26 protein-coding genes, 1 tRNA gene and 1 pseudogene are annotated in these 26,330 nt (G+C 66.7%); 12 read left to right on the forward strand and 16 right to left on the reverse strand.

Annotated elements, in window-relative coordinates:
• Positions 1-34: 34 nt before the first annotated feature.
• The 8 genes from atpA to queD all read right to left on the reverse strand — a co-directional run bounded on the left by atpA (position 35) and on the right by queD (position 5,258).
• Entirely contained in the window at positions 35-1,585 is a 1,551-nt protein-coding gene (gene atpA / locus FA89_RS03780) for a F0F1 ATP synthase subunit alpha (RefSeq protein ID WP_036138359.1), read from the reverse strand.
• Positions 1,586-1,642: 57 nt separating this feature from the next.
• Positions 1,643-2,176 (reverse strand): F0F1 ATP synthase subunit delta, encoded by a 534-nt coding sequence (locus tag FA89_RS03785; protein WP_036138362.1) that lies wholly within the window; start codon positions 2,174-2,176, stop codon positions 1,643-1,645.
• A gap of 2 nt (positions 2,177-2,178) precedes the next feature.
• Positions 2,179-2,649, reverse strand: a complete 471-nt coding sequence (locus FA89_RS03790; RefSeq protein WP_036109523.1) for a F0F1 ATP synthase subunit B — start codon at positions 2,647-2,649, stop codon at positions 2,179-2,181.
• An 83-nt stretch (positions 2,650-2,732) separates the two neighbouring features.
• Positions 2,733-3,020 carry a F0F1 ATP synthase subunit C gene (gene atpE, locus FA89_RS03795; protein WP_036109522.1) on the reverse strand — a complete coding sequence of 96 codons (288 nt, stop codon included), beginning with the start codon at positions 3,018-3,020 and terminating at the stop codon, positions 2,733-2,735.
• An 85-nt stretch (positions 3,021-3,105) separates the two neighbouring features.
• Positions 3,106-3,945 (reverse strand): F0F1 ATP synthase subunit A, encoded by an 840-nt coding sequence (gene atpB / locus FA89_RS03800; RefSeq protein WP_036138365.1) that lies wholly within the window; start codon positions 3,943-3,945, stop codon positions 3,106-3,108.
• Positions 3,946-3,948: 3 nt separating this feature from the next.
• Positions 3,949-4,314, reverse strand: coding sequence for an ATP synthase subunit I (locus FA89_RS03805; protein ID WP_036138367.1), 366 nt, complete (start codon positions 4,312-4,314; stop codon positions 3,949-3,951).
• Between the two features lie 168 nt (positions 4,315-4,482).
• Positions 4,483-4,809, reverse strand: a complete 327-nt coding sequence (locus tag FA89_RS03810) for a hypothetical protein (RefSeq protein ID WP_036138369.1) — start codon at positions 4,807-4,809, stop codon at positions 4,483-4,485.
• Between the two features lie 92 nt (positions 4,810-4,901).
• The gene (queD, locus tag FA89_RS03815) at positions 4,902-5,258 is read right to left on the reverse strand and encodes a 6-carboxytetrahydropterin synthase QueD (RefSeq protein WP_036138372.1); all 357 of its coding nucleotides are present in this window, start codon (positions 5,256-5,258) and stop codon (positions 4,902-4,904) included.
• A gap of 209 nt (positions 5,259-5,467) precedes the next feature.
• Here queD and FA89_RS20445 point away from each other — a divergent pair, with 209 nt between their 5' ends.
• Positions 5,468-6,103 (forward strand): LuxR C-terminal-related transcriptional regulator, encoded by a 636-nt coding sequence (locus tag FA89_RS20445; RefSeq protein WP_221174276.1) that lies wholly within the window; start codon positions 5,468-5,470, stop codon positions 6,101-6,103.
• Positions 6,104-6,166: 63 nt separating this feature from the next.
• Here the strand turns inward: FA89_RS20445 and FA89_RS03825 are convergent.
• Positions 6,167-6,243: transfer RNA gene (locus FA89_RS03825), tRNA-Met, on the reverse strand.
• A gap of 142 nt (positions 6,244-6,385) precedes the next feature.
• Here FA89_RS03825 and FA89_RS03830 point away from each other — a divergent pair.
• The 9 genes from FA89_RS03830 (at position 6,386) to FA89_RS03870 (ending at position 14,029) form a co-directional block, all read left to right on the forward strand.
• Positions 6,386-6,928 (forward strand): RNA pyrophosphohydrolase, encoded by a 543-nt coding sequence (locus FA89_RS03830; protein ID WP_036138375.1) that lies wholly within the window; start codon positions 6,386-6,388, stop codon positions 6,926-6,928.
• A gap of 82 nt (positions 6,929-7,010) precedes the next feature.
• Positions 7,011-7,199 (forward strand): (2Fe-2S)-binding protein, encoded by a 189-nt coding sequence (locus FA89_RS03835; protein WP_441295031.1) that lies wholly within the window; start codon positions 7,011-7,013, stop codon positions 7,197-7,199.
• A gap of 106 nt (positions 7,200-7,305) precedes the next feature.
• On the forward strand, positions 7,306-7,788 hold the full coding sequence (bfr, locus tag FA89_RS03840; protein WP_036109515.1) for a bacterioferritin: 483 nt from the start codon (positions 7,306-7,308) through the stop codon (positions 7,786-7,788).
• Positions 7,789-8,600: 812 nt separating this feature from the next.
• Positions 8,601-9,293, forward strand: coding sequence for a DUF6776 family protein (locus FA89_RS03845; RefSeq protein WP_051938501.1), 693 nt, complete (start codon positions 8,601-8,603; stop codon positions 9,291-9,293).
• Positions 9,280-9,714 (forward strand): bactofilin family protein, encoded by a 435-nt coding sequence (locus FA89_RS03850; protein WP_051938502.1) that lies wholly within the window; start codon positions 9,280-9,282, stop codon positions 9,712-9,714. Before FA89_RS03845 ends, FA89_RS03850 begins: the two co-directional genes overlap by 14 nt.
• Positions 9,715-9,745: 31 nt before the next feature.
• On the forward strand, positions 9,746-10,132 hold the full coding sequence (gene erpA, locus FA89_RS03855) for an iron-sulfur cluster insertion protein ErpA (protein ID WP_081916807.1): 387 nt from the start codon (positions 9,746-9,748) through the stop codon (positions 10,130-10,132).
• A 13-nt stretch (positions 10,133-10,145) separates the two neighbouring features.
• Positions 10,146-11,087: an NAD(+) diphosphatase gene (gene nudC, locus FA89_RS03860; protein WP_036138379.1), complete on the forward strand. Its 942-nt coding sequence runs from the start codon at positions 10,146-10,148 to the stop codon at positions 11,085-11,087.
• A gap of 46 nt (positions 11,088-11,133) precedes the next feature.
• Positions 11,134-12,000: a hypothetical protein gene (locus FA89_RS03865; RefSeq protein ID WP_036138380.1), complete on the forward strand. Its 867-nt coding sequence runs from the start codon at positions 11,134-11,136 to the stop codon at positions 11,998-12,000.
• Between the two features lie 100 nt (positions 12,001-12,100).
• Complete coding sequence (locus FA89_RS03870; protein WP_036138382.1) at positions 12,101-14,029, forward strand: RICIN domain-containing protein; 1,929 nt, start codon at positions 12,101-12,103, stop codon at positions 14,027-14,029.
• A gap of 60 nt (positions 14,030-14,089) precedes the next feature.
• Here FA89_RS03870 and FA89_RS03875 read toward each other — a convergent pair whose 3' ends face one another.
• A complete protein-coding gene (locus FA89_RS03875) occupies positions 14,090-15,964 on the reverse strand; it encodes an MFS transporter (protein WP_036138383.1) in 1,875 nt (624 codons plus the stop codon).
• A 1,554-nt stretch (positions 15,965-17,518) separates the two neighbouring features.
• Here FA89_RS03875 and FA89_RS20915 point away from each other — a divergent pair.
• Positions 17,519-17,698: pseudogene (locus FA89_RS20915) on the forward strand (ricin-type beta-trefoil lectin domain protein); the annotation flags it as partial.
• Between the two features lie 42 nt (positions 17,699-17,740).
• Positions 17,741-18,037, forward strand: coding sequence for a hypothetical protein (locus tag FA89_RS20545; protein ID WP_036138387.1), 297 nt, complete (start codon positions 17,741-17,743; stop codon positions 18,035-18,037).
• A 2-nt stretch (positions 18,038-18,039) separates the two neighbouring features.
• On the opposite strand, the gene purD is transcribed toward FA89_RS20545, so the two are convergent.
• From purD to FA89_RS03915, 6 genes are all read right to left on the reverse strand, one after another.
• Positions 18,040-19,320, reverse strand: a complete 1,281-nt coding sequence (gene purD, locus FA89_RS03890; protein ID WP_036138390.1) for a phosphoribosylamine--glycine ligase — start codon at positions 19,318-19,320, stop codon at positions 18,040-18,042.
• A 33-nt stretch (positions 19,321-19,353) separates the two neighbouring features.
• Positions 19,354-20,718, reverse strand: a complete 1,365-nt coding sequence (locus FA89_RS03895; RefSeq protein ID WP_036138392.1) for an AMP-binding protein — start codon at positions 20,716-20,718, stop codon at positions 19,354-19,356.
• Positions 20,719-20,734: 16 nt separating this feature from the next.
• The gene (locus FA89_RS03900) at positions 20,735-21,304 is read right to left on the reverse strand and encodes an L-threonylcarbamoyladenylate synthase (protein ID WP_036138394.1); all 570 of its coding nucleotides are present in this window, start codon (positions 21,302-21,304) and stop codon (positions 20,735-20,737) included.
• A 1-nt stretch (position 21,305) separates the two neighbouring features.
• Positions 21,306-23,858: a DNA topoisomerase I gene (locus FA89_RS03905; RefSeq protein ID WP_036138397.1), complete on the reverse strand. Its 2,553-nt coding sequence runs from the start codon at positions 23,856-23,858 to the stop codon at positions 21,306-21,308.
• Between the two features lie 100 nt (positions 23,859-23,958).
• On the reverse strand, positions 23,959-25,101 hold the full coding sequence (gene dprA / locus FA89_RS03910) for a DNA-processing protein DprA (RefSeq protein ID WP_036138400.1): 1,143 nt from the start codon (positions 25,099-25,101) through the stop codon (positions 23,959-23,961).
• Between the two features lie 61 nt (positions 25,102-25,162).
• On the reverse strand, positions 25,163-26,323 hold the full coding sequence (locus tag FA89_RS03915; RefSeq protein ID WP_036138402.1) for a LysM peptidoglycan-binding domain-containing protein: 1,161 nt from the start codon (positions 26,321-26,323) through the stop codon (positions 25,163-25,165).
• Between the last annotated feature and the right edge of the window lie 7 nt (positions 26,324-26,330).

Consider the following 26,330-nt stretch of genomic DNA (forward strand, 5'->3'; position numbering starts at 1 on the left):
GCAACCGACGCTTTACGCTTGGCGCCTTACGCTATTACCAGCTACCGGTCTTCTTGAACTCGTCGGCGGCCGACTTGAAGGTCGCCTCGATGTCCTTGTCCCAGTCGCCGGTGGCGTCGATCTTCGTCATCAGGTCGCCGTGGTTCTGGCGCATGAAGGCATGCAGACCCTTCTCGAACGCCAGTACCTTGTTGACCGGCAGGTCGTCGAGGTAGCCCTTCTCGGCTGCGTAAACCGACACGCCGAGCTCGGCGATGGACAGGGGCGAGTACTGCGCCTGCTTCATCAGCTCGGTGACGCGCTGGCCACGATCGAGCTGTGCGCGGGTCGCCGCGTCCAGGTCCGAGGCGAACTGCGCGAACGCAGCCAGCTCACGGTACTGCGCGAGGGCCAACTTCACGCCACCGGACAGCTTCTTGATGATCTTGGTCTGGGCGGCACCACCGACGCGTGACACCGAGATACCGGCGTTGACCGGCGGACGGATACCGGCGTTGAACAGATCGGTCTCGAGGAAGATCTGGCCGTCGGTGATCGAGATGACGTTGGTCGGAACGAACGCGGAGACGTCGCCGGCCTGGGTCTCGATGATCGGCAGCGCGGTGAGCGAACCGGTCTTGCCGGTCACTTCGCCGTTGGTCATCTTTTCCACGTACTCGGCGCTGACGCGCGAGGCGCGCTCGAGCAGGCGCGAGTGGAGATAGAAGACGTCGCCGGGGTAGGCTTCGCGGCCCGGCGGGCGCTTCAGCAGCAGCGAGATCTGACGGTAGGCCACGGCCTGCTTGGAGAGATCGTCGTACACGATGAGCGCGTCTTCGCCGCGGTCACGGAAGTACTCGCCCATGGCGCAGCCGGAATACGGCGCGACGTACTGCAGCGCGGCGGCTTCGGACGCGGAGGCCACTACCACGATGGTGTTGGCCAGCGCGCCGTTCTGCTCGAGCTTGCGCACGACGTTGGCGATGGAGCTGCGCTTCTGGCCGATGGCGACGTAGATGCACTTAATGCCCGAGTCTTTCTGGTTGATGATCGCGTCGATGGCCACGGCGGTCTTGCCCGTCTGGCGGTCGCCGATGATCAGCTCGCGCTGGCCGCGGCCGATCGGGATCATCGAGTCGATGGACTTGTAGCCCGTCTGCATCGGCTGGTCGACCGACTGGCGCCAGATGACGCCCGGCGCGACCTTCTCGACCGGGCTGGTGCCCACGGCGTCGATCGGGCCCTTGCCGTCGATCGGGTTGCCCAGCGCGTCGACGACGCGGCCGAGCAGGCCCGGGCCGACCGGCACTTCGAGGATGCGGCCGGTGGTCTTGGCGGCATCGCCTTCGCGCAGGTGCTGGTACTCACCGAGCACCACGGCGCCGACCGAGTCGCGCTCGAGGTTCAGCGCGAGAGCGTAGGTGTCGTTGGGCAGTTCGATCATTTCGCCCTGCATCACGTCGGCCAGGCCGTGGATGCGCACGATACCGTCGGACACGCTGATGATCGTGCCTTCGTTGCGTGCCTCGGCGCCGAGCTTGAACTGCTCGATGCGGGTCTTGATCAGCTCGCTGATCTCGGACGGATTCAGTGTGGTGCTGGACATGGTCGGTTCCTTGGGTTGCGCCGCACGAGCGGCACCCGGTGGTATGAGAAGCTCGTATCAGTGCGCCAGCGCGCTGGCCAGCCGCTGCAGGCGGCCGCGCGCCGAACCGTCGATGACCTGCTCGCCGGTGTCGATGACGACACCCCCGAGCAGCGCCGGATCGACGTGCGTATCCAGTTCGATCTCACGCTTGAAGCGGCGCTTCAGCGAGGCGCGAAGCGTGTCCGCCTCGGCGGCGTCGAGATCCAGCGCGCTCGTGACCTTGACCCGCAACGTCGACTCCGACTCACGCTTGTAGTCGTCGTAGAGCGCTGCGATTTCCGGCAGGAGCGCCATGCGGCGGTTGTCGGCCAGTTCGTCGAGGAACGACGCGAACGGCGTGCCGGCCGCCATGCCCTCGGGCAGGTGCAGCGCGACCAGCTGGGCCGGCGACACGCGCGGATCGTTGCCGAGGCCGGCGACGCGCTGATCCGCCGCGACCAGGGCCGCGAAGTTCAGTGCCGACGACCAGTCGGCTAGCGACCCTGACGCCTGCGCCACTTCGAAGGCGGCACGTGCGTAGGGACGGGCAAGGGTGAGCGCCTGGGCCATGATCAGATCTCGGCAGCGAGCTGGTCGAGCAGGGCCTTGTGGGCCGCCGGATCGATTTCGCGCTGGACGATTTTTTCCGCGCCGCGGACGGCGAGGGCGCCGACCTGTTCGCGCAGCTGTTCACGGGCACGCTGGGCCATCGAGGCGATCTCGTCCTGGGCCGAAGCCTTCAGGCGGTTGATCTCTTCGATCGCATCGGCGCGGGCCTTCTCGAGAATCTGGTTGGCCTGCTGCTGAGCCTTGTCGATGATGTCCGTCGACTGCACGCGGGCCTGCTTGATCTCGGTGGCGACCTTGGCGTCGGCATCCTTCAGCTCGGCGCGAGCGCGCTCCGCCGCGGCGAGCCCTTCGGCCACCTTCTTCTGGCGTTCTTCGATGGCACCGTTGAGCTGGGGCCAGATGAACTTGGTGGTGAACCAGACCAGGATCGCAAAAGAGATCATCTGGCCCAGGAAGGTCATGTTGATTTCCATGATCTCTCCAAAGACTCCGAACGCAGGGGTACTGACGGTCGCCGCGGCCCTTCAGGCCGCGGCGACGAAGACGAGCGTGTTGCTTAGCCGCCGGCGGCGGTGCGCAGGACGCCGATCAGCGGGTTGGAGAAGGCGAGCAGCAGCGCGATGGCGAGGCCGATGATGAACGCGGCGTCGATCAGGCCGGCGAGCAGGAACATGCGGCCCTGCAGCAGCGGAACCAGTTCCGGCTGACGCGCGGCCGACTCGAGGAACTTCGAGCCCATGATCGCGATGCCGAGGCAGGCGCCGAGCGCGCCGAGGCCGATGATCACGCCGATGGCGATGGCGGTCATGCCCTGCACGTGTGCGAAGAGTGCGGTGAGTTCCATGGTGTTCTCCTGGGATATCTAAGAAAGACGAATGGGTGGAAACGAAAAACGAAAGGGGACTTGGGTCTAACGTCGGTGCGGTGAGTTAGTGGTGTTCACGCGCCGTGGCGATGTAGACGATCGTCAGCATCATGAAGATGAACGCCTGCAGGGCGATGATCAGGATGTGGAAGATCGCCCACGCCGTGTTGAACACGACGCCGGGCACGAAGCCGATCCAGCTCACCATCAGGCCGGCGATCAGCATGAACACCAATTCGCCACCGTACATGTTGCCGAAGAGTCGCATCGCGAGCGACACGGGCTTCGACAGGGTTTCGACGACGTTGAGCAGCAGGTTCGGGATGACCAGCACCAGCTTCACGACCGGGTTGTGGGCGTGGAACGGCGCGGTGAGCATCTCCTTGCCGAACCCGAAACCGCCCTTGGCCTTGATGCCGTGGCCGATGACGATGAACAGCACGGCGACGGAAAGGCCGACGGTGGTGTTGATGTCCGCGGTGGGCACGCCGCGGAAGTGAACCTTTTCGGCGACATCGGCGCCAGCGAAAAGATGCACCAGCCAGCCGGCCAGATCCACCGGCAGCAGGTCCATGGCGTTCATCAGGAACACCCACATGAAGATGGACAGCGCCAGCGGCGTGACCGTGCGGCGGTCGCCGTGGAAGGTGTCCTTCACCTGCGTGTCGACGAACTCGATCGCCAGTTCAACCAGTGCCTGGCCCTTGGAAGGTACGCCGGAAGTCGCCTTGCGGGCGAACAGCCAGAACCACAGGCAGAAGATGGCACCCAGTACGAACGACACCACGAGGGAGTCGACGCGGAGATTCCAGAACCAGAAATGATCGGCGCTGAAATTCACCGTCAGGTGGCCCAGGTGGTGCTGGATGTATTCGGTCAGACCGCCTTGCGGTTCGCTCGCCATGCCTCAACCCTTGAATCTGAATGCAAATACGTTGACCGTGAAACCGGCCACCAGGCCCACCAGGGCGGGCAAGAATGGCAGTTTCCACTGGACCAGAATGAGCGCCATGCCACCGATGAGGACGATCCAGCGAAGGATCGTTCCCGCCAGGAGCCTGGCATACATCGCTCCGCCTCCGCCCAGCGCGCTGAAAGCTCGCGCGGCAAGCAGCGCGGTAGCGATAGCGACGATCAGGGCCCCTGCAAATGCGGCCATACCGGCGGCACGCCCCTGCAGTAGAAACACGAGTCCCGCGACAACGGCCACCACGAACTGCGCGATAACGACGCGCAAGGCGAGATGACGACCGGCGGCAAGACTGTTGAGCAACGCGAGGCTCCCGTGGTTTCGCTCGAAGGCGGCACCTTGGTTCTATGGGCCACGGTTTAATCTGGAAAAGTATACCAGCGCCGTAAACGACGGGACAAGCGACGAAAGTCCAATAACCACCCGTCGGCGCGACGGTCCGTCGCGTCGTTGCGAAGGAGGCGGCGTGGATCAGGCCCTGGCGGGCTGACCTGCCAACGCGCCGAGCGAGGTAGCCGTCTCCACGGCCACATCGAATATGCCGCCCGCGGCGGACGCCGCGCGTTCGACGCCTTCCCGTTGCAGGTCGCCTCCGCGGAGGAAAATGGCGCGCAGCGCCGCCGCATCCGTGACGATCATCGCGTCGGCCATCAGGCCGGATGCCGCCCGGGCGTGACCTTCCATGGCCTGCAGATGCAGGTCGGCCACGCGTTCCATGCCGCGCCAGGCGACAGCCTGCGCGGACGTGGCCTGCTCGACAAGGCGGGCAAGATCGGCGTAACCGTTTACGTGGGGCATCGCATGCGTCCGGCGGAACGGGAAGGTGCCGGAGTGTAGACCCGCATGCGGCAACGCAGCAACCACGAATGGTTGCGACGACAGGTTTTCGATCAGTCGCCGGTGTATTCGGCGCCGGACGTGCAGGTTTCATGCACCACGACCTTGGCCAGGCCGGGCACCGACGGGTGCAGCTGCTGGAAGATCCACCGCGCGAGGTTTTCGCTGGTAGGGTTTTCCAGGCCTTCGATGTCGTTGAGGTAGTGATGATCCAGCCGATCGTAAATCGGCATGAACCGGGCCTTCAGATCGCCGAAGTCCATGACCCAGCCGAGCGTGGTGTCCACCGGCCCCTCGACATGCAGCTCCACGCGGAACGAATGCCCGTGCAGGCGCGCGCACTTGTGGCCTTCCGGCACATTCGGCAGGCGGTGGGCCGCCTCGAGGGTAAACGACTTGAAGATGCGCATGGCGTGATCGATCGCGGGTGGCTGCCTAGTGTAGCGGAGCGTGGCTGCGCACGATTTCCGCGTGTCGCCTTCACGACGCAGTTCGCATTTTCAGCGCTCACCTGCTTTGATTCGTGGACATTCGGCTGCGAAAAGGTTGCAGTCGTAACAGGTGCGACGGATTCGGGGGAACCGTCGGGGGGATTTTTCGCGTTCACAAGGAGGCATCGATGTGCCTTGGTCGTGACTCGCTCGACCGGCCGCACCCGTGCGGTCTGGCCGAGGAAGTGTTTGCCGCCCTTCCACTGCCCTGCATCGTATGGCGCCACGGAGGCGGCCGCGCAGTGATGGTCAATGCCGCCTTCCGCCTGGAATTCGGCGCGGGGCGCGGCCGTGCCGGGCCGTGCTGGGTCGCCGAGCACCTGCAGCCGGCGGGGGGCGTCGATGAATTCGTGTTCAACGATGCCCAGGGCTCACCCCGCCACTACCGGGTGACACGCCAGCATGTGGAGGCATCGGGCGGGGCGTTCCAGGCGGTGTACCTGACACCCCTGCCCGCCACCGAGCCCGTCGCACCGACGTCGCCTACCCTTGCCAGCCAACGGAAGGACCTGGGACTGACGCCCCGCGAGTCGCAGGTACTGGACGGCATCATGGGCGGCAAGCTGAACAAGGTCATCGCCGGGGAACTGCGGATCAGCCCGAAGACGGTGGAACTGCATCGCGCCAACCTGATGGCCAAGCTACGCGTGCACAACGTGGTGGAACTGGCGAAGGCGGTACTGGAGGCGCCAGCCGCGACGCCAGCCCGGCCCAGGCGCCGGACGACCGGCGACACCGCGGATACAGGAATCGTGGCTGCCTGAGCGCGCTCCTGACGCGACCGGCAAAAAAAGGCCGCACCCGGGGGTGCGGCCTTTTTGTTTTTCTGGTGGCTAGAGGCGGGCTCGAACCGCCGACCTCAGCATTATGAGTGCCGCGCTCTGACCAGCTGAGCTACCTAGCCGTGGAACCTGGTCGTTCGCAAGCTAGGCTCACGAAGGCCGGGCAGTTTAATCGGCGGCGGCCTTCCGTTCAAGTAGCGCCTTGCCCCGTCTTCTCGCGCTGTGGTTGAATCGAGCAGGAGCGGCATGTTTCGCGGAGGGCGGATGATCGACGCTGATGGCTATCGACCGAATGTGGGCATCGTCCTCCTCAATGGCGACGGGCGCCTGTTCTGGGCGCGCCGGGTCAACCGCGACGGCTGGCAGTTCCCCCAGGGCGGCATGCGCAGCGACGAAACCCCGCTAGAAGCCATGTACCGCGAGCTGGAAGAAGAAACCGGCCTACTGGCCCAGCACGTGGAAGTGCTGGCCGAAACCCGTGGCTGGCTGCGCTACCGCCTGCCCAGCCGCTTCGTGCGCCACCACCAGCGGCCCACCTGTATCGGCCAGAAACAGGTGTGGTTCCTGCTGCGCCTGAAATGCACCGAGGATGCGTTTCGCCTGGATGCCTGCGAGAAGCCCGAGTTCGACCTCTGGCGCTGGGTGGACTTCTGGTACCCCGCCAACCACGTCGTGAATTTCAAGCGCCAGGTCTACGAACGGGCCCTGCGGCAGTTCGCGCCCATGGTGGAGACGGTCTGTTCCGTCACGGTGGGCACCTGCCCCCAACAGGCCGAACTGGAAAGACTGGCCCGCGGCGGCGAGTAAGGCGGCCTGGCTCACGCCTTCACATTTGTGCGGTTGACAATCGTTCGCATTCGTATTCGAATGCCGACCCATGTACATATGCATGTGCAATGCCGTCACCGACCACGCCATTCGCCGCGCCGCGGCCGATGGGGTCGAGTCGTTCGCCGAACTCCAGGCTCGCACCGGTTGCTCGGACTGCTGCGGCGCGTGCGAGCCGGAAGCCCGCCAGTGCCTGCGCCAGGCAGTCAGCGAGAGCCGCTCCCTCCCGTTCCTGGCCACCACGGCCTGAGCCCCGCGGTATCCGCACTTGCGGACGCGAACCTTGTTCATTCTCGTTACGTCACGCCCTGGCCGCGGCACGTATAGTCGCGGCTGAATATCCAGGGAGACACCCCATGAAGGGCGACGCGAAAGTCATCGAATTCCTCAACAAGGTCCTCTACAACGAGCTGGCCGCGATCAACCAGTACTTCCTTCATTACAGGATGTTCAAGGACTGGGGCTACAACGAACTCGCCAAGCACGAGTACGAAGAGTCCATCGAGGAAATGAAGCACGCCGACAAGCTGATCGAGCGCATCCTGTTCCTCGACGGCCTGCCCAACCTGCAGCACCTGGGCAAGCTGCGCATCGGCGAGAACGTGGTCGAAGCGCTCCAGGGCGACCTGGACCTTGAAATGATCGCCACGAAGGACCTGCGCGAGGCCATTGCCTACAGCGAAGGTATCCACGACTTCGTCAGCCGCGACCTTTTCAAGTTCATCCTTGGCCAGGAAGAAGAGCACATCGACTGGCTCGAGACGCAGTTCAGCCTCATCTCGGACATCGGGCCGGAGCGCTACATGCTCAGCAAGGTGGGGTCGCTCGACAAGCATTGAAGAAGAAACCGCCGAGAGGCGGTTTTTTCTTTGTACGCCTGATGGGGTGGGCTCGCCTTTGGCGTCGCATTGGGCTTTGGGCCGTGGAGCAAGAGCCGGCGGGTGCCACCCTCGTGGCCACGCCTGCGGCGACCCGTCAATGAAAGGCCGCTCCGCGGCCGTGTATTTATTCCCCTTCGGGGCGGGTCGGGCTTCGAACGGAGGTTTCCGATTCGCCCTCCGTGGCTCAGCGGAAACGGCCGGCCGTCCTGGCCGGCCCCGCTACGCGGCCTTGTCCGTTCGAAGCCCTCGCCTGCGGCTACCGTCCCCGAGGGTGGCGCCCGCCGGCTCTTTCCAACGGTGAGGTTGCGTGCGGGGAGAGCGAAGAGCCAGGTTTCGCTTCGTAGCTGGGAACGCTTGCTTGCCTGTTGCGTATGGCGTCTGTCGCCTTAGGTAGGTTGAGGGTTCGCGCACATCGTGCGCTCCTACCCCCAGCCGGGGATGGCGAATCGGAAACCCCCGTTCGAAGCCCGACCCGGCCCATAGGGCAATCAATAAACGGCCGCGGAGCGGCCCTTCCTTAGCGGGTCGCCGCAGGCGTGGCACCGAGGGGGCTAGCCGCCGGCTCTTGCTCCAGGCGCCATGGCTCCAAGGCTCCAAAGCCAAACGCGATGCCGAAGGCGAGCCCACCAACACCACGGCCATACGCAACGAACTTTTCGCCCGGAGCCGCCAAGGCGATACCATTCGGCCTTCACGCATTCTCCACGGACCCGCTCATGGCGTCACGCCATCCACCCCGCTTCGTCGTACGTCGTCTCGAGGATCTCTCGATGGCACGACGCAAGCGCCTCCTGCTGCTGGCCGCCTGGCTGGGCAGCCTGGTGGCCGTGGCACTGGTGACTTGGGCGGCGGTCAGCGCGCGGCAGCCGCATCCCCTTGGCGCATCGACAACGGCGGCTAGCGGCGATGCGGAGGGCGAGGCGCTGCGCCAGAAGGTTGCCAACGGGCAGCGCGACAGTCAGGTCGCGGGGATTGCCGCCAGGGAGCTTCGGCGCAACCTCGCCGAGCGCGACGAGGAAATCAGCGGCCTTCGCGCCGACCTGGCGTTCTACACGCGACTGGTGGGCAACGGCGGCCAGCGCGACGGCCTGAAGATCCAGGGAGCCCGGGCCACGGCGGTCAGGGGCAGCGCGGACGCATGGAACCTGGTGGTCACCCTCACGCGTAGCGCCCGGGGCGGCGATCCGGTCAAGGGCAACCTGCGCCTCGCCGTCGAGGGTATCCAGGACAACACGGTGCGCACGCTGGAAGGCCCCGCGCTCGGGCTGGCCGTTTCCGGGGAGGGCCTGCCGTTCGCCTTCCGGTATTTTCAACAGGTCCAGGGCAGCTTCACGCTGCCGACCGGCTTCCAGCCGACGCGGCTCCGCCTGCAGGCGAAGGGCGCCGGCCAGGAAGAGGTCGCCGCCACGCTGTCCTGGACCGATGTCACACGCAACGACGAGGCTAGCGATGTTCAGCACTAAGGGGAAAACGCAGGGGCCGGCGGTCAATGCCGCGGCGACGAGCCTGATCGCCCGTGGCGTGGTCATCCGGGGCGACGTGTCGTTCAACGGCAACCTGCATCTGGATGGCACCGTGGAAGGCGCCGTCCACGCCGAGGCGGGCAGCGACGGCGTGCTCACCATCAGTGAGACCGGCCGCGTGGTCGGGCGCATCGAGGTACCGCATGCGGTGATAAACGGCGCGGTCACCGGCGATATCGACGCCGCCGAACGCCTGGAACTGGCGCCGCTGGCCCGCATCGAGGGGGATGTGCACTACCAGGTGCTGGAGATGGCGGCCGGCGCGCAGGTGAACGGCAAGATGATCCACCGCGGCCCGGTGACGGTCCGCCAGCTGGCCCAGGCGGCCATCGCCGCCGCGCCGGTGACATCCGAGGCTTGACCTGTCGCCGATCGGCGCCATTATGGACGGCATGAACAACCCCTTCCCCATGGCTCCGTCGGCATCCGCGCCGGATTACCGCACGGCGGGTGCGCCCCTGATCTTCACCGAGGCCGCGGCCCGCAAGGTGCACGAGCTGATCGACGAAGAAGGTAACCCGTCGCTCAAGCTGCGCGTCTACATCAGTGGCGGCGGCTGCTCGGGCTTCCAGTACGGGTTCACCTTCGACGAGGAACAGGCCGAAGACGACCTGGCCGTGTCCCGCGAAGGGGTGACGCTGGTGGTCGATCCCCTGTCGCTGCAATACCTGACGGGCGCCGAGATCGATTACGCGGAGTCGTTCAGCGGCTCGCAGTTCGTCATTCGCAACCCGAACGCGAAGACGACCTGCGGCTGCGGCTCCTCGTTCAGCGCATGAGCGGCGCCACCGCGTGAGCAATGTTTTCGCGGGGCTGGAGATCGACCGCATGGCCGAGCGCCGTGAGGATCGGGTCTGGGTCGAAGAGATCGAACGCGCGGCCGATACACGCTTTCTGGTGCTGGACAGCGAAGGCCAGACCTTCGTGGCCGCCCAGGCCGAACATCCCGAGTGGATGCCATCGGCCCTGCGCGCCGAGCGCTTCGGCGACGTGCCGTCCACCTTGCTGGGCCTGGCCGCCGGCAGCGCCTGGTTCGCCCTGGTACTGGACGAAGCGCACGCCGCGACGTTCGTCGACCTGACCGCCGCTCGGCGCATGAACCTGCGCGAGGCCGGACTGGTGTTTCCAGCCTTCGATGCGGGCCTGTTCGCCTTCGCCAAGGGCGTTACGCACTGGCAGCGGCAGATGCGGTTCTGCAACCTCTGCGGCGCGCCGACCCTCGTCGTGGCGTCGGGACATCGCGTGCAATGCACCAACCCCGATGGCCCCCACATGCATTTTCCGCGCACCGACGCGGCCATCATCGTGATCGTGGAGGACGGCGACCGCTGCCTGCTCGGCCGGCAACGCGGATGGCCGGCGGGTCGCTATTCGACGCTGGCCGGTTTCGTCGAGCCGGGCGAATCGCTGGAAGATGCCGTCAAGCGCGAGGTGCGCGAGGAATCGGGCGTGGAAGTGCTGCACGCCACGTACCACTCGTCGCAGCCCTGGCCCATGCCCGCGTCGCTGATGGTCGGCTTCACCGCCACCGCGAAAACCCGCGAGATCGTGCTTCGCGACGACGAACTGGAAGACGCCCGCTGGTTCACCGCGGACGATATCGCCGCCGGCATACGCTCCGGCGAGTTGGGCGTACCACCGCCGCTGTCGGTGTCGTACCGGCTGATCGAGCACTGGCTGGCGCAGCGGCACGTATCGCTCGAGCAACTGCTGGCGGACGCGCCGCGCCACTGAGTTCTTCGCCTACAATCGAGTCATCCATCTACGGATTGCGCTCGCCATGGCCCTACGTCTCCTCGCCATCCTCATCGCCCTGGTCGTCGTCTGGAGCGTGCCCCGACTGGCGCGCTGGCGGGATGATCGCTGGTTCCGCGGCTGGGTCGCGCGCACGGGAGACTTGTCCGGCCACGGTCGCGTGGCGATACTTCTGCTGGTACCCGTCGCCCTGGCCGCGACCGTCTCGGGGCTGCTTTACTCGCTGCCCTTCTTCGATCTGGCCTGGCTGGTCTTCGCCATCGTCGTGCTCACCTATTCCCTGGGCCCGCGCGAGATCGAAACCGATATCGACGCCGTGTTGCGCGCCGCCGATCCCTTGCGCCGCGATGAAGCCCTGAACGCACTGCGCCATGACGAGACGCCCCTGCCGTGGTACGCACCGGCGATCGTCGAGGCCGCGTTCTACGGCGCCCTGCGCCGCCGGTTCGGCGTCCTGCTGTGGTTCCTGCTGCTGGGCCCCGCCGGCGCGCTGGGCTATAGACTGGCGCAGGTGCTGGGGCGCGACGCTTCGGTGTCGCTGGACGGCGCCACGCGTACGTCGGCACATCGCCTGGCCGATGCGCTGGACTGGCTGCCCGCCCACCTCATGGTCTTCGCCATGGCCCTGGTATCCGACTTCGATGCGGTGATGGGCGCATGGAAGCACTGGCATCACACCTCGGGCAGCCCGCGCTCGCGACTGGAGCCGGATTTCCTCGGCGCGGTGGCCCGAGCGGGAGTCGACGCCGATGTGGAAGCCGGCGACGGTTACGCACAGGATGTCAGTGACCCGCTGGTGGAACTGGAGGACGCCCGTCGGGTGATTCGCCGCGTACTGATCGTCTGGCTTGCCGTGGTCGCGGTGATCGTGCTCGCGGCATGGGTGGCCTGAGACCGCAGCGAACACATACTCACTTATCGGGGTTTTCCTACAGAAGAGTCAGGATAGACATTGCGATGCTGCGGGCTCCCCCCACCGCCAAGGAACTGGCATGCGTCATCCCCTCTCCCTGTGTCTCAGTCTCGCCCTCATGGGCACCGTCGGTCATGCCGTCGCGTCGCCCGCATCAACATCCGCCCCTCCCGTCTATCTTCGGCTCTCCGAACTCGGCACAGCGCTAGCCGCCGACGGACAACGCACATCGGCCTCCCACTTCTCGTTTCCCCACCTGGCCGGCGCGGAGACAAAGGCGCGGCTGCTCTGGCTGACCAGCACCGAACTGGCGTCGCGGGAGGTTCGTGAACTCGTGGCGGAAGCGCTGTTGCTCGGCGACGGGATACTGGTAAGCCGGAACGGCACGGGCGACACCGAACGAGCGATGTTCGGTTTCGCCGGCCAGTCCGGCATGTCGGTCTATCGACGCTCTCCCGACGGAGTGCTGGACGTGATGGTCATCGACGATGCGATGTCCGTCGAAGACGCGACCGCACGCGTGACTGATTGGTTCGCCCGTTCCTCGCCGAAGGCCGGTCGGCCGACACCGGTACGTCTGGCCCGCCAGGTCGACGGAGTGAACGCCGCGGACAAGCTGGACGATGGAAGCTATACCCCGTCGCTGCAACTGCGGGTGGACAAGCCGTTCGCCGATGGCCGCCGGATCTTCCACGACATCAAAATCATGCGCGACGTCACCCCGAGCCGAGACGACAAGGTGGTCATCGTCAAGACACAGGTCAACCAGGCCCCATCGCGCCGCGGCACCTGGTGGAACGGCGCGCCCAATCCGGGCGGCAAGGCTTATTACCTGCTCGTCCCCGACCGCTATCGCGTCACGACCGGGCTCAACTTCGCCGACGATGCCTCCCTCGTGACGCTGCAGGAATATGCCCCCGTATCCGATGGCGTGAAAGAGCGTACGGTCAATCACTCGCTCAGCATCAAGGCATCGAGCAACCTCAGCGCCACGCCGGATGTCCTCGCCGCCCTCGCCAGCGTCGGGGCCCCGTCGGCGGGCAAACTTCCCGTGATGCTTTCCAGTGGCAGGGAGCGCATGGAGACCCAGTCGGTCACCATGACACTCAAGGACTACACGACGCATGTCACTCCGGTGACGATCGGGCAATCACGTGGCGTGAGCTGGGCATTCCCGCTGGCGAACGACATTGCCAGCGACATCGATTATTTCAAGGATGGCGAGAACCATAACGCCTCGCTGCTTTCCGAGAGGAAAGCCACGCCGATGATGAAGAGCGCCACGCTCGAAATGGCCTCGACATGGCGCATCCAGGGTGATCGCGATGGCGACCTCGTCGTCACCACACGCGCCGACGTCGCCACTCGCGTCTACGACACGCTTGAAAACGATTCCACTGTCGAGGACGACGAGGAGTCCGTCATGGAGTTCACGACACGCGTATCGATGGACTCGCCGTTCCTTGCGCGTCAGCCGGTCGTGCGGTTGCAGTCGCTGGCGGGCACGGGCGCCTGTCTTACCCAGCCGGATACCGGCCGGCCAGACGTCGTGATGGCCGCCTGCGACCGCGGCGAGGCCAATCCCGGGCAGCAGTGGATGCTGGAGCTGGACGGCACGTATCGCAACCGGGCAAGCAAGCGATGCCTCACCGCGGAGGAAACCAGCGGCGAGGTAGTGGTGTCCGACTGCGACAGCCCCTCGCTCAACAAGCAGTGGTCATGGTCGGCCGATCGCATCCACTCGCGCTATGCGGGCGGCAACCACTGGCGCCTGCATGTCCGCGGCGGACGTCCAAATGCCAAGTTCGATCCCGCCCTGCATCAGGTCATCGTGTCCAACGACAGCCATCCGCTGCTACGTCCCTGGTCGTCCTACCCGAACAAGCCGACGCCCGGCGACGTGATTCCGCGGCTCGCTACCGTCTCACCACCGGTCCCGGAAAGCTACCTGGCCTATCGCGAGGTGAGCGCGGACGAGCGCTGGCAGCCCGTCCTGGTGCGCAAGTAAATCGCGCCCGCGCCTGATGGCCCCGGTCCGGAGACTGTGCAGGTCTCGACGCCGACGGCTTCAGGCGCGGTCACCACGAAGTTCATCCACCCGCGCGTGCAGCGACGCGGCGGTCGCCTGCGCGGCCGGCGTGGGCACGCTGCCCACGAGTTCGATCCTGGACCAGAAGCGACGTGGCAGGCGGGTCCGGCCCAGCGCCGTGTCACGCCGGCTGAAGATGCTTCCCCACAGCCCCCGCAAGGCCAGCGGCACCACCGGCACAGGGCGGCGGGCGAGGATGTGTTCCACCCCGGGGCGGAAGGGCATGATCGAGCCATCCTTGGTCAGGCCGCCTTCGGGAAAGATGCAGACCACCTCGCCTTCGGCCAGCGCCTGGTCGATCGCCTCGAAGGCCGCGGCGAGCAAAGCCTCGTCCTCGTGACGGCCAGCGATGGGGATCGCCCTGGCGGTGCGGAAGACGAAATGGAGAACCGGCAGGTCGTAAATCCGGTGATACATGACGAAGCGCATCGGCCGTCGCACGCTGGCCATCAGGATCAACGGGTCCATGAAGCTCACATGGTTGCAGACGACCAGGGCGGCGCCCTCGTCGGGCACGTTTTCCAGCCCCTGCACGCGAATGCGGTACAGCGTGTGCACGAGCACCCAGGTGATGAAGCGCATCATGAATTCGGGTACGAGCGTGAAGATGTATGCGGCCACCGCAATGTTGACCAGCCCGGTGACCAGGAAGATCGTCGGCGTGTCGAGGCCCAGTGCGGTCAGTCCGAGGCCGAATCCCGACGCGATGCAGATCAACACCGCGTTGACGATGTTGTTGCCCGCGATCACCCTTGAAAGCCGCTCCCTCGGCGCGCGACTCTGGACGAAGGCGAACAGTGGCACCACATAGAAGCCGGCGAACGCGCCGATCATCGTCAGGTCGAACGCCACCCGCCATGCACCCGGTGCGGCGAGGAATGCCATCCAGCCCAGCGAGAGACCCGGGGTCACGCCCGGCCGGGCGAAGAACAGGTCCACCGCGAACACCGTGAGGCCGAAGGCGCCGATCGGCACCAGGCCGATCTCTACGCGCTTGCCCGACAGCCTCTCGCATAACAGCGAGCCGACGCCCGTGCCCAACGAGAACAACGTAAGCACCAGGGTATTGACCGAACCGTCGCCTCCCAGCACGTCCCGGGTGTAGTTCGGCAACTGGGCGATCATCACGGTACCGAAGAACCAGAACCACGAAATACCCAGGATCGCGTTGAACACCGCGCGGTCTTCGTGGGTCAGCTTCAGCACGCGCCATGTCTCGCTGAGCGGGTTCCAGTTGAAGCGCAGGTCCGGCGCCGTGGCTGGCGCCACGGGAATGGACCGGCTGACCACGTAGCCCGCCACCGCGATAGCGATCGTGGTCAGCGATGCGGCCAGCGTGCCGTACCCGGCGATCAGCATCAGCGCATTGCCGACGATCATGCCCACCAACATCGCCAGCTGCGTGCCCGTCTCGACCAGCGCGTTGCCGCCGACCAGCTCTGTCCGGTCCAGCGCTTGCGGCAGGATCGAATACTTGATCGGTCCGAACATGGTCGAGTGCATGCCCATCAGGAACAGCACGACCAGCAGCAGAGCAATGTGGTGGGTGAAGAAGCCGATCGCGGCGATCGTCATCGCGGCAATCTCGAACAGCTTCACGTAGCGGATGATGCGCGTTTTCTCGAACTTCTCCGCCAGCTGGCCCGCCGTGGCGGAAAACAGGAAGTACGGCAGGATGAACAGCGCGGGCGCCAGGTTCGTATAGAGCGACACCTGCTCCTTGGGCAGCGCCATCTGGAACGCCACCAGCATGACCATGGCGTTGCGGAACGCGTTGTCGTTGAACGCGCCGAGTGCCTGTGTCCAGAAGAACGGCGCGAAGCGACGTGTGCCCAACAAAGAAAACTGCGACATGCGCCGGTCACCTCGTGTTTGGCTCGCAGTGTAAACGACGGGGGGAAGCCTGTGTGGTCAAAGCGCGCCAGCGGTTTCCTACACATATTCGGGCCCTGGCTGGCTTCGTTGCGTGGGTAAGTCCGAGATTCTTGACACTCCCCTCGCCAAAGGAATGGCCCATGAAACATCGATCCCTGACCCTCTGTGTCGCTACCGCCCTGCTGTTGCCGCTGGCGTCCCCGCCGACCCGCGCGGCTCCGCCCTTGCGACCCATCCCGTTGGACAGCCTCTCAGCCGCCCTCAGCCCGGACGCGCATCCGGCCACCAGCGATGCATGGGTGGCCCACGGCCTGAGCGGCCGGCTGGTATGGGTGGACGAGGCCGACCTGACGCATGCGGCGGAGCGCACGCGGGTGCTGTCTGCGCTGGATGCGGGCCGGGCCGTGCTGGTGACAGGCGAACACGCATCGTCGCGTGGCCTGGACGTTTTCGGCTTCCAGGCGGACACCCGGCGCGCCGTCTACCTCCGCACCCCGGCAGGAAAACTCGAAGTCGCTTCCGTCGCGGACGAAGTGGGGCCTACAGAGGCCGCCAGCATGATCGCGGAGTGGATCGAGCGGCACACGCCGCGACCGAAGCGCTTCGCCGCCCTCCTCGCCGCCCCGCGCGCCTCGTGGAACAGTACTTACGTCCCTCGCCTGGATATCACGAACGAAAAACGTTTCGCCGGGGGACGGCAGATTGCCTACGACATCACGGTGACACGCGACGTCCGCCCCGGTCGCGACGACAAGGTGCTATCGGTGAAGACCCGGGTGATGCAGAAGCCCGACGATAATGGCGCGCTCGGGAAGGACGGCTTCGGCGCGGACGAGGGGTATTACCTGTTCATTCCGTTGCGCTACGACGTCAGTACGTCGGTGGCTCCTGTCGGCGGCGATGTCACCATCCAGCTGGAGGGCCTGCAGCCGGTGAACGGCCAGCCGACGGCCCAACTGGTCACCAGCCGCCTGTGGACGGAGAGCGGCGGCGGCTCCAGCGTACCCGCCAATATCGTCGACTTCCTCACGAGCCTGCCGTCGGGCGCCGTCGGCGCGCTGGGCAAGCTGCCTACCTTGTTCCCCGGCATCGACAAGGTGGTCGAAGACAAGATCGTCTCGATGCGGATCGACGATTACGGGATCGAGACGCAACTCGCCGACACGGAGACGGTGCACCAGGTGATCTGGAGCTTCGGCTTGTCGAGCGACATCGCCCACGACCCGAAGCGCTTCAGCGAGGGATACAACAGGCTCGGCTACGAACGCTACAGCATGAAGAAGGCGACCAGCATGATGCGCAGCGCCAACGTGGAAACCGCTTCGTCGTGGCGCGTACCGGGCAAGTGGCAGGGCAAGCTCGACATCACGACACGCAGCACGGTGGTCAACCGCGTGTTTTTCGACGCGTCGCTGCCCACCAGGCGGTTCGATGAGGCGCTGCCGGATGACCCGGCATCCGACATCAGCTTCACCCTACGGGTGGATCTGGACTCGCCGTATCTGACGCCAGCCCAGCGTGCGCCTGCAATCGATGCAAGGCGAAGGCCTATGCCTGACCCAGCCCGATCCGTCGGCTCCCACGGTCACCCTGCAGGCCTGTGGCATGGGTACCAGTGGGCGGGAGCAGCAGTGGTATCTGGACACCGACAGCACCTACCGCAACCGGGCCAGCGGGGCCTGCCTGACGACGGACCTCACTGATGGGGCGATTCGCGCGGAGGCTTGCCGCGGCGCGGTCCTCAACCAGCAATGGATGTGGTCGGCCGACCGTCTGCACTCGAAAACGAACGGTGGCGATCGCTGGCGGCTGCACCTGCGCCAGGGGGTACCCAACGCGATGTTCGATCCTGACCTGCACGATGCCATCCGGCCGAACCGGCACCATGCGCTGCTGCCGCCCTGGTGGTCCTATCCGGAGAAGCCGAATCCGGGCGATACCGCACCCAATCCCAATGGGGGGTCGCACCTGGTGTACGAGGAGTTCAGGCATCACCGGCGCGTCAGCGACGACCAGCGCTGGCAAATCAAACCCGTGATGGACGCGCACTGACCTCAGCGATCAAAGGCACGATGGGCGATGTCCTGGCGGTGGAACGCATCGGCGAAATGGATGCGTTCCACCGCCGCATACGCCCGGCCACGCGCCTGTGCCAGGTCGTCGCCCAGCGCGCAGACGGTCAGCACGCGACCGCCGGCGGTCACCGGTCGGTCCTGGTCGTCCTGGGCCGTGCCGGCGTGGAAGACCTTTACGTCGATACCGAAATCGCCGTCGGCACCGGTGATCGCGTCCCCCGCGCGCACCTTGCCCGGATACCCTCCCGCGGCGAGAACGACGCCGAGCGCGGGTCGCGGATCCCAGTCGGCACTGGCCTCGCTTATCGCCCCGTCGAGCGCCGCCTCGACCAGGTCGACCAGGTCGGAGCGAAGGCGCAGCATGATCGGCTGGGTTTCCGGATCGCCGAAACGCACATTGAACTCGATGACCTTGGCCGCGCCGGTGGCGTCGATCATCAGGCCCGCGTAGAGAAACCCGGTGAAGGGCACGCCATCCGCACGCATGCCATCCAGCGTGGGCTGGATGATCTCGCGCATGACGCGCGCCGAGACCTCGTCGGTGACCACCGGTGCCGGCGAATAGGCGCCCATGCCGCCCGTGTTCGGGCCGAGGTCGCCGTCGTCGCGACGCTTGTGGTCCTGGCTGGTGGCCATGGGCAGCGCATGGCGACCGTCGGCGATGACGATGAAGCTGGCTTCCTCGCCCTCGAGGAATTCCTCGATGACGACACGCGACGAGGCGTCACCGAAGGCCTGTTGGCCGAGCATGTCCTCCAGCGCCGCCTCCGCCTCGGCCAGCGTCATGGCGACCACGACCCCCTTGCCGGCGGCCAGGCCGTCCGCCTTGATGACAATGGGCGCCCCGGTGCCGCGCACGTGCTCAAGGGCCGGCGCCAGCTGCGTGAACACCGCATAGTGCGCCGTGGGGATGTCGTGACGGGCCAGGAACGCCTTGGCGAAGGCCTTGCTGCCCTCCAGCTGTGCCGCGCCGGCGGACGGACCGAAGCAGCGCAGCCCGGCGGCGGTGAAGCGGTCGACGACGCCGGCGACCAGCGGCACCTCCGGCCCGACCACGGTCAGGCCGACGCCTTCGTCCCTGGCCAGCGCCACGAGCGCATCGATATCGGTCACGGCGATGGGCACGTTGCGCAGGCCCGGCTCGTGCGCGGTGCCGGCGTTGCCGGGCGCGACGATCACCTCGTCCACCCGGTTGGACTGGCCGAGTTTCCACGCCAGCGCGTGTTCGCGACCACCGCCGCCGATAACGAGGACCTTCATGCTGTTTCTCCGGGCAAGTAGCCCGGAATTCTATCAGCCGCGCGCCGCCAGCATCTGCAATAGCGGGCCCCGCGGCAGCTTGCCGGTCTCGTTGCGCGGCAAGGCATCCACCAGGCGCAACGGGCGCGGCAGGAACACCGGGTCCATCGAGCGACGCAGCGCCGCCATCACGGCCTGCTCGGTCATGGCCGGCGCGACCACCAACCCGGCGATGCGGCGGATACCCGAGGCGTCCGCGTCGTCGAGCTGGAACAGCACGCCGTCCTGGACGCCGTCGATGTCGAGCAGCCGGCGGTTGAGGTCGCCCAGCGAGGCGCGCTTGCCCGCGATCTCCAGCAGGTCGGTGTTGCGGCCGCGAAGCTGGAAGCGGCGTCCCTCGTCGTGCAGCGTGACGATGTCCGCCAGGGCGATCGGCTCCGCCAGCTGCGGCGCATCGACCAGCGTACCGTCCGGCTGCGGGTGCAGGGTGACGCCGTGGTACAGCGACCAGTGATCGTCGGTCGCCGTGCGGCGGCTGGCGAAGACGCAGGTCTCGGTGGAGCCGAACACCTCGTGCAACGGCGCGCCGAAACGTGCCTCCGCGGCGCGGGCGAGCTCCACCGGCATCGGCGCCGTGGCGGAAACGAAGGCGGCAAGGCCGGGCAACGTGACGCCGGACTCCACCAGCGCGCGCAGGTGCACCGGCGTGGTCACCAGCACCCGGGGCTCGGGCATCGAGGCCAGGGCGGTGGCGACGTCGGCGGGAAAGAAGGGACGACCCGAGTGCACGCTGACTTCCGACAGCAGCGGCATCACCACCGACATCTCCATGCCGTACATGTGCTGCGGGGGCACCGTGGCCACCACATCGAAGGCGCGACCGATGGTGCCCACGAGCATGCCGGCGTTACCGGCGTTGCTGGCGGCGAAGCTGCCCCACGTCTTCACGTTGGGCTTCGGCTTGCCGGTGGATCCGGAGGTGTACCCGATCGCAACCACCGCATCGGCGGGGATCGCGGGCACGGGATCGGACGACGATGCGGCATCGTCCAGCACGGGCATGCACACGTAGCCGGCCGGCGAAGGATCCAGCAGCCGCTCGCCGATGGCGTACGAGCCGGCATGGCTGGCCATCACTTCATCCACGGCATGCGTGGCGCGCGAGGGTGGCAGCAGGTTGGTCTGGCCGCGCACGATCAGTGCCGCGAAGGCGACAAGGAACGCGTAGCGGTCCTCGCAGAGGTTGACGGCACTGCCCGCCTCGGGAAGCAGCGCGGCCACCTGGCACACATGGGCCAGGAAGGTCGACACGGTGACGGGGCGACCGTCGCGCCAGGCGACCACGCGCGAGGGCGCGCCGATCAGCAGCGGCAGGCTGGGCGCGTTTTCACGGCCGGAGAGTTCGCAAGCGGTCGACACGGTGGTTCCCCCTGTTTCAGGCGCGGATGATAGCGCCGGTCAAGGCGTCGCGGATGGTGGTGGGACGCGACTGGTCGCCCAGCGGGGCGTCCAGGGCGTCGTCCAGGCGGTCGCCGAAGTAGTGTTCCAGCGTGGCGAGGTCGCGCGCAGGCGGCTGGCCGTGCGGATTGGCGCTGGTGGATACCAGCGGCCGACCGAACGCCCGGCACAGCGCGGCGGAGGGCGCATGCGCGGTCACGCGCAACGCGATGCCGGCATGGCCACCGGCGACCCAGTCGGGCACGTCACCACTGCGCGGGAACACCCAGGTGTGCGGCCCGGGCCACGACTGACGCACATCCTCGAGGACCTGCGCCGGCACGGTTCTGACGTCGATGTAGGGGCAAACCTGATCGAAATCCGCAGCGATGAGCAGCACGCCCAGCGACGAGGGGCGCCCTTTGAGCGCGAAGATCCGCTCGAAGGCCACGCGGTCGTGCGGGTCGCAACCCAGGCCAAACACGGCCTCGGTCGGGTAGGCGAGCACGCCGCCCTCGCGAAGCCGGGCAGCGGCCAGGGCGACATCGGCGAGAGCGATGCGTCGCATATCAGTCCGCGGCGGGCGACGCCGTCTTGGACGCCGCCGTGCCGGCGGCCTTCTTCGCTGCCGTTTTCTTCGTCGCGGACGCTTTCTTCGCAGCTGTCTTCTTTGCTGCGGTTTTCTTCGCCGTGGATTTCTTCGCGCCGGACTTTTTCGCCGCCGCTTTCTTTACGGCCGTTTTTTTCGCCGGCGCGTCGCCCGCGGCCTTCTTCGTGGTCGCCTTCTTTGCAGCGGCCTTCTTCGTCGCGGTTTTCTTCGCCGCACGGCCGCCGCGCGGCTTCTTGATCGGCGCGGCCGCCAGCAGTTCACGGCATTCGGCTTCGGTCAGCGACTTCGGCTCCTTGTCCTTGGGGATGCGCGCGTTCTTTTCGCCGTCGGTAATGTACGGACCGTAGCGACCGTTCAGCACCTGCACGCCGTCGCCGAAGTCCAGGATGATGCGGTTGGCGATGGCCTCGAGCTTCTCCTGCACCAGCTGCAGGGCGCGCGGCAGCTCGATGGTGTAAGGGTCGTCTTCCGGCTTGAGCGAGGCATACATGCTGCCCTGCTTCACGAAGGGACCGAAACGGCCCACGCCCACGGTGACATCGTCGCCCGCTTCCGACTGACCCAGGTTGCGCGGCAGCTTGAACAGTTCCATCGCCTCCGGCAGCGTGATGGTGTGCATGCTCTGGCCGGGACGCAGGCTGGCGTAGGTGGGCTTGGCCTCGTCGTCCTTGCTGCCGATCTGCGCGTACGCGCCGTAGCGGCCCAGGCGCACCGACACCGGCTTGCCGGATTTCGGATCGTCGCCGAGTTCGCGCGCGCCCGTGGCCTCGTTGCGGTCGACCGATTCGGTCTTGTCGTCCACCAGCGTCTTGAACGGCTGCCAGAACCGCTCCAGGAGCGGCACCCAGGCTTCTTCGCCACGGCTGACCGCGTCCAGCTCGTCTTCGAGCCGGGCGGTGAAGTCGTAATCGACGTATTGGGCGAAGTGGCCGGAAAGGAACTGACTGACGGCGCGACCCACATCGGTCGGCTTGAACCGGCGGCTTTCCAGCAGCACGTATTCGCGGCTGAGCAGCACCTGGATGATGCTGGCGTAGGTGGACGGACGGCCGATGCCGTATTCCTCGAGCGTCTTGACCAGGCTGGCTTCGGAGAAGCGCGGCGGCGGCTCGGTGAAGTGCTGGTCGGCCGCGATGGCGGCGACCGGCACGACCTCGCCCTGGGTCAGGCGCGGCAGGCGGCGCTGGTCGTCGTCTTCATCGCCCTTCTGGTCCTTGCCTTCCTCGTACACGGCGAGGAAGCCCGGGTCGATCACCGTGGTGCCGGTGGCACGGAATGCGGAGTCGGCCACGGGGAACTCCACCGAGACGGTGTTGAGCGTGGCGTGGACCATCTGGCAGGCGACCGTGCGTTTCCAGATGAGTTCGTAGAGCTTGCGCTGGTCGTCGTTGAGGAACGAGCCGACGCTGCGCGGCGTGCGCATGGCGGAGGTGGGGCGGATGGCCTCGTGCGCTTCCTGCGCGTTCTTCGACTTGGACTTGTAGGCCTGCACCGCGTCGGGCAAGGCGTTCCTGCCGTATTCGTTGGCGATCAGCTCGCGCAGTTCGGTCGTGGCGTCGTTGGACAGGGCCACGGAGTCGGTACGCATATAGGTGATCAGGCCGACGTTGCCCTCGCTGCCCAGGCCGACGCCTTCGTAGAGGCCCTGCGCGATACGCATGGTGCGGCTGGTGGAAAAACCGAGCTTGCGCGCGGCCTCCTGCTGCAGCGTGGAGGTGGTGAACGGCGGCGCCGGGCGACGCTTGCGCTCCTTGCTGGTGACCTCACCGACAGTGAAATTGCCGGCCGCGGCCTGTTCCAGCGCCGTGCGCGCCGACATCGCGTCGGCCTCGTTGGTGAGGTCGAACTGCTCGAACTTCTTGCCGTCCAGGCGAACCAGGCGGGCGTCGAAGGCGCCGTCCTTGTGCGTGAGGTTGGCCTGGATGGTCCAGTACTCCCGCGCCCGGAAGGCTTCGATTTCCAGTTCGCGCTCGACGATCATGCGCAGCGCGGGCGACTGCACGCGACCTGCCGACAGGCCCCGCTGCACCTTGCGCCAGAGCACCGGCGACAGGTTGAAGCCGACCAGGTAATCCAGCGCGCGGCGCGCCTGCTGGGCATCGACCAGGTCGTGCGAGAGCTTGCGCGGGTTGGCCACGGCTTCCTTGATGGCCTTGGGTGTGATCTCGCTGAACACCACCCGTTGCACGTCCTTGCCCTCGAGCAGGCCGCGTTCCCGCAGGATCTCGCTGATGTGCCAGGAGATGGCCTCGCCTTCGCGATCCAAGTCGGTCGCGAGGTAGATGCTGCTGGCGGCCTTGGCCGCCTTGGCGATGGCATCGACGTGTTTCTCGTTGCGTTCGATCACCTCGTAGGCCATGGCGAAGCCGTGCTCGGGATCGACCGCGCCCTCCTTGGGCCGAAGATCGCGCACGTGGCCGTACGACGCCAGCACCTGGAAATCCGTGCCGAGGTACTTGTTGATCGTCTTGGCCTTGGCGGGCGACTCGACGATGAGCAGGTTCTTTGCCATGCGTTAACCGATTCCGAAAACCGCCGGGGCCAGGGGGCCCCAGGGTATGTATATATTTAGTGGGAACATAACGCCGGGATGCCTGTCAAGCGGCACGTGCTTACATCACGCGCTGATAACGGTTTCCAGGGAGGCAGGCGACCTCGCCTTCCAGTTCGAGAATCAGCAGCATGGACGACAGCGGCCCGGCGGCGAGCCCCGTCGTGCCCACCAGGGCGTCTAGAGAAGCGGGATCGTACCCCATGACGTCCAGCAGGCGGCGATATTCCTCATCGGCCCGCCAGTCGAACGGAGCGCGCCTGGACCGGGCGGTGGCCGGTGCGGCCTGGTCGGCGGTCAGCCGCTCGCGCAGCAGGGCGCCCAGTTCCATGGCGGCCGGCGCCAGCGCGGCCAGCACGTCGTCCGGCCGCTGGACCAACCGGGCGCCGTCGGCGATCAGCGCGTGACAGCCCTCGGCCAGCGGGTTGTGGATGGAACCGGGCAGGGCGAAGACGTCCCTGCCCTGCTCGCCGGCGACCCGGGCGGTGATCAGCGAGCCCGAGCGCAGCCCGGCCTCGACCACCACCACACCCAGGCTGAGCCCGGCGATGATGCGATTGCGTTGGGGAAAGTGGTAGGCCACGCCATTGGTGCCCGGCGAATACTCGCTGACGATGGCCCCCTGGGCCGCGATGCGCCGGGCCAGGGCGTGGTGCTTGGGCGGATAGACCCGGTCCGGGCCGGTGCCGATGACGGCGATGGTCGGCTGGCCGGCATCCAGGGCGGCCTCGTGGGCGGCGCCATCGATGCCGTCGGCCATGCCGCTGGTGACCACCAGGCCCCCTTCGGCCAGGGCGGCGGCGAACCGGCGGGCATTGGCCAGGCCGGGTGCCTGGGCCTTTCGCGCGCCCACGATGGCGACCTGCGGACGCAGCAGCAAGGTGGCATCGCCCTTGACGAACAGCGCGGCCGGCGGGTCAGGGATGGCTTCCAGCTGTGGGGGGAAGTCTTCCTCCGTGCACCGCAGCAGGCGCTGGTCGTGGCCGCCGTTCACCCAGGCGAGGTCGCCGGCCAGGGCGGTTTCGTCAGGCCGCTCCAGCCAGGCCTGGCTTTCCGCGTCGAGCGCTTCGGTGTGTCGCAGCAGCCAGGCGAGCAGCGCGGGGGCGCTGCCGCGGGCCTGCAGGCCCTCGCGCAGCTGTCGGGCGCTGACGCCGGGCGTGCGCAGGAGGATCAGCCAGGCGCGGAGGTCGTCGGTGTCGGTCATCCGGCCAGTGTAGAGACTCCGGCCGGGCTGGCTATCGGCGAACGACCCGCCGGTGTCGCCGTTATTCCGGCATGACCAGTTTCTGGCCCTTCTTGATCGGACGGTAGGCATCCATCACGAGGGCGTAGCTGACGTGGTCGAACGTGCGGAACACCATGAGGTGGCCGGCGAATTCATCCGGCAGCTTGACCTTGCGGGAGGTGTCGCGGCGCTCGTAGTTGCCGCCCACTTCATCGGGGATGACCTCACCCTGATCCATCACGGTGAAGGTGGTGCCGTTATCCACGCCATCGGCCGAGCCCGCGGAGATGGACACCACCTGGCGGCTGCCGGCGAAATTGCCGTCGGCGATGCCGATGACCCGGCCGTCCCGCGGCAGGCCCTTCGGCGCGTGCGGGTAGAAATAGGGATCGTACGGCTTGTCGTCCACCTGCATCAGGCGGTCGCCCTTGCGAATCTCCTGCGTGGAGTCGACCAGGACCAGGCTGGCCACGTTGTGCTCGGGCTGCACGGCGATGACCTCGGCGGTGCCGATGACGGACACTTCCACGCCGCGATCCACGCCACGGCCGGTGTGCGTGTCGTGGCGCGAATCCTCGCGCCAGGGGCTGGGCGCCATCGAGGCGTCGCTGTCCAGCTCGTCGGCCACGAAGGCGCCGTGGCTGGGATTGTTGAGCATGTCCTTGTCGCCGGCATACGTGCCATGGTCGCGGAAGCGGTTGGACGGGCGGACGATGGCCCAGCGCTGGCCCGGCAGGGCCGAATCCAGGTCGCGGGCGTAGATCTTGTTACCCGGCGACGCGCGCAGGTGCGACTCCTCGAAGCCGACCAGGTAGGGCAGGCGATCCACGTCGTCCGCGCCCATGACCCGCATTTCCTTGAGGAACATACGCAGGTCGGCGAGCGGAATGGCGGGAACGGCGTCGCCCTCGCTGCGCACGCGGGGCTCCATGCTCAGACGCGGACCGCTGCCGACGGACATCGACAGGTTCAGGACATCGCCCGGATAGATGAGGTGCGGATTGCGGACCTGGGGATTGGCCTGCCAGATCTCGGGCCACAACCACGGTTTGCTCAGGAATCGCGCGGAAATATCCCACAGCGTGTCGCCCCGGCGGACCGTGTAGGTATCCGGATGATCGGGGCGTAGCTGGGCAGCCGCGGCGTAGACAGCCACGGTGAAGAACATGCCGGCGAGCAGCATGGCGAACTTCTTGATCATGCGGGAT

The sequence above is a fragment of the Luteibacter sp. 9135 genome, from assembly GCF_000745005.1.
GTDB lineage: Bacteria > Pseudomonadota > Gammaproteobacteria > Xanthomonadales > Rhodanobacteraceae > Luteibacter.

Bases quoted from the DNA above. Each gene is read 5' to 3' on its own strand.
- atpA (WP_036138359.1), bottom strand. From the start codon at position 1,585: ATGTCCAGCACCACACTGAATCCGTCCGAGATCAGCGAGCTGATCAAG.
- FA89_RS03785 (WP_036138362.1), bottom strand. From the start codon at position 2,176: ATGGCCCAGGCGCTCACCCTTGCCCGTCCCTACGCACGTGCCGCCTTC.
- FA89_RS03790 (WP_036109523.1), bottom strand. From the start codon at position 2,649: ATGGAAATCAACATGACCTTCCTGGGCCAGATGATCTCTTTTGCGATC.
- atpE (WP_036109522.1), bottom strand. From the start codon at position 3,020: ATGGAACTCACCGCACTCTTCGCACACGTGCAGGGCATGACCGCCATC.
- atpB (WP_036138365.1), bottom strand. From the start codon at position 3,945: ATGGCGAGCGAACCGCAAGGCGGTCTGACCGAATACATCCAGCACCAC.
- FA89_RS03810 (WP_036138369.1), bottom strand. From the start codon at position 4,809: ATGCCCCACGTAAACGGTTACGCCGATCTTGCCCGCCTTGTCGAGCAG.
- queD (WP_036138372.1), bottom strand. From the start codon at position 5,258: ATGCGCATCTTCAAGTCGTTTACCCTCGAGGCGGCCCACCGCCTGCCG.
- FA89_RS20445 (WP_221174276.1), top strand. From the start codon at position 5,468: ATGTGCCTTGGTCGTGACTCGCTCGACCGGCCGCACCCGTGCGGTCTG.
- FA89_RS03830 (WP_036138375.1), top strand. From the start codon at position 6,386: ATGATCGACGCTGATGGCTATCGACCGAATGTGGGCATCGTCCTCCTC.
- FA89_RS03835 (WP_441295031.1), top strand. From the start codon at position 7,011: ATGTGCAATGCCGTCACCGACCACGCCATTCGCCGCGCCGCGGCCGAT.
- bfr (WP_036109515.1), top strand. From the start codon at position 7,306: ATGAAGGGCGACGCGAAAGTCATCGAATTCCTCAACAAGGTCCTCTAC.
- FA89_RS03845 (WP_051938501.1), top strand. From the start codon at position 8,601: ATGGCACGACGCAAGCGCCTCCTGCTGCTGGCCGCCTGGCTGGGCAGC.
- FA89_RS03850 (WP_051938502.1), top strand. From the start codon at position 9,280: ATGTTCAGCACTAAGGGGAAAACGCAGGGGCCGGCGGTCAATGCCGCG.
- erpA (WP_081916807.1), top strand. From the start codon at position 9,746: ATGAACAACCCCTTCCCCATGGCTCCGTCGGCATCCGCGCCGGATTAC.
- FA89_RS03865 (WP_036138380.1), top strand. From the start codon at position 11,134: ATGGCCCTACGTCTCCTCGCCATCCTCATCGCCCTGGTCGTCGTCTGG.
- FA89_RS03870 (WP_036138382.1), top strand. From the start codon at position 12,101: ATGCGTCATCCCCTCTCCCTGTGTCTCAGTCTCGCCCTCATGGGCACC.
- FA89_RS03875 (WP_036138383.1), bottom strand. From the start codon at position 15,964: ATGTCGCAGTTTTCTTTGTTGGGCACACGTCGCTTCGCGCCGTTCTTC.
- FA89_RS20545 (WP_036138387.1), top strand. From the start codon at position 17,741: ATGTGGTCGGCCGACCGTCTGCACTCGAAAACGAACGGTGGCGATCGC.
- purD (WP_036138390.1), bottom strand. From the start codon at position 19,320: ATGAAGGTCCTCGTTATCGGCGGCGGTGGTCGCGAACACGCGCTGGCG.
- FA89_RS03900 (WP_036138394.1), bottom strand. From the start codon at position 21,304: ATGCGACGCATCGCTCTCGCCGATGTCGCCCTGGCCGCTGCCCGGCTT.
- FA89_RS03905 (WP_036138397.1), bottom strand. From the start codon at position 23,858: ATGGCAAAGAACCTGCTCATCGTCGAGTCGCCCGCCAAGGCCAAGACG.
- dprA (WP_036138400.1), bottom strand. From the start codon at position 25,101: ATGACCGACACCGACGACCTCCGCGCCTGGCTGATCCTCCTGCGCACG.
- FA89_RS03915 (WP_036138402.1), bottom strand. From the start codon at position 26,323: ATGATCAAGAAGTTCGCCATGCTGCTCGCCGGCATGTTCTTCACCGTG.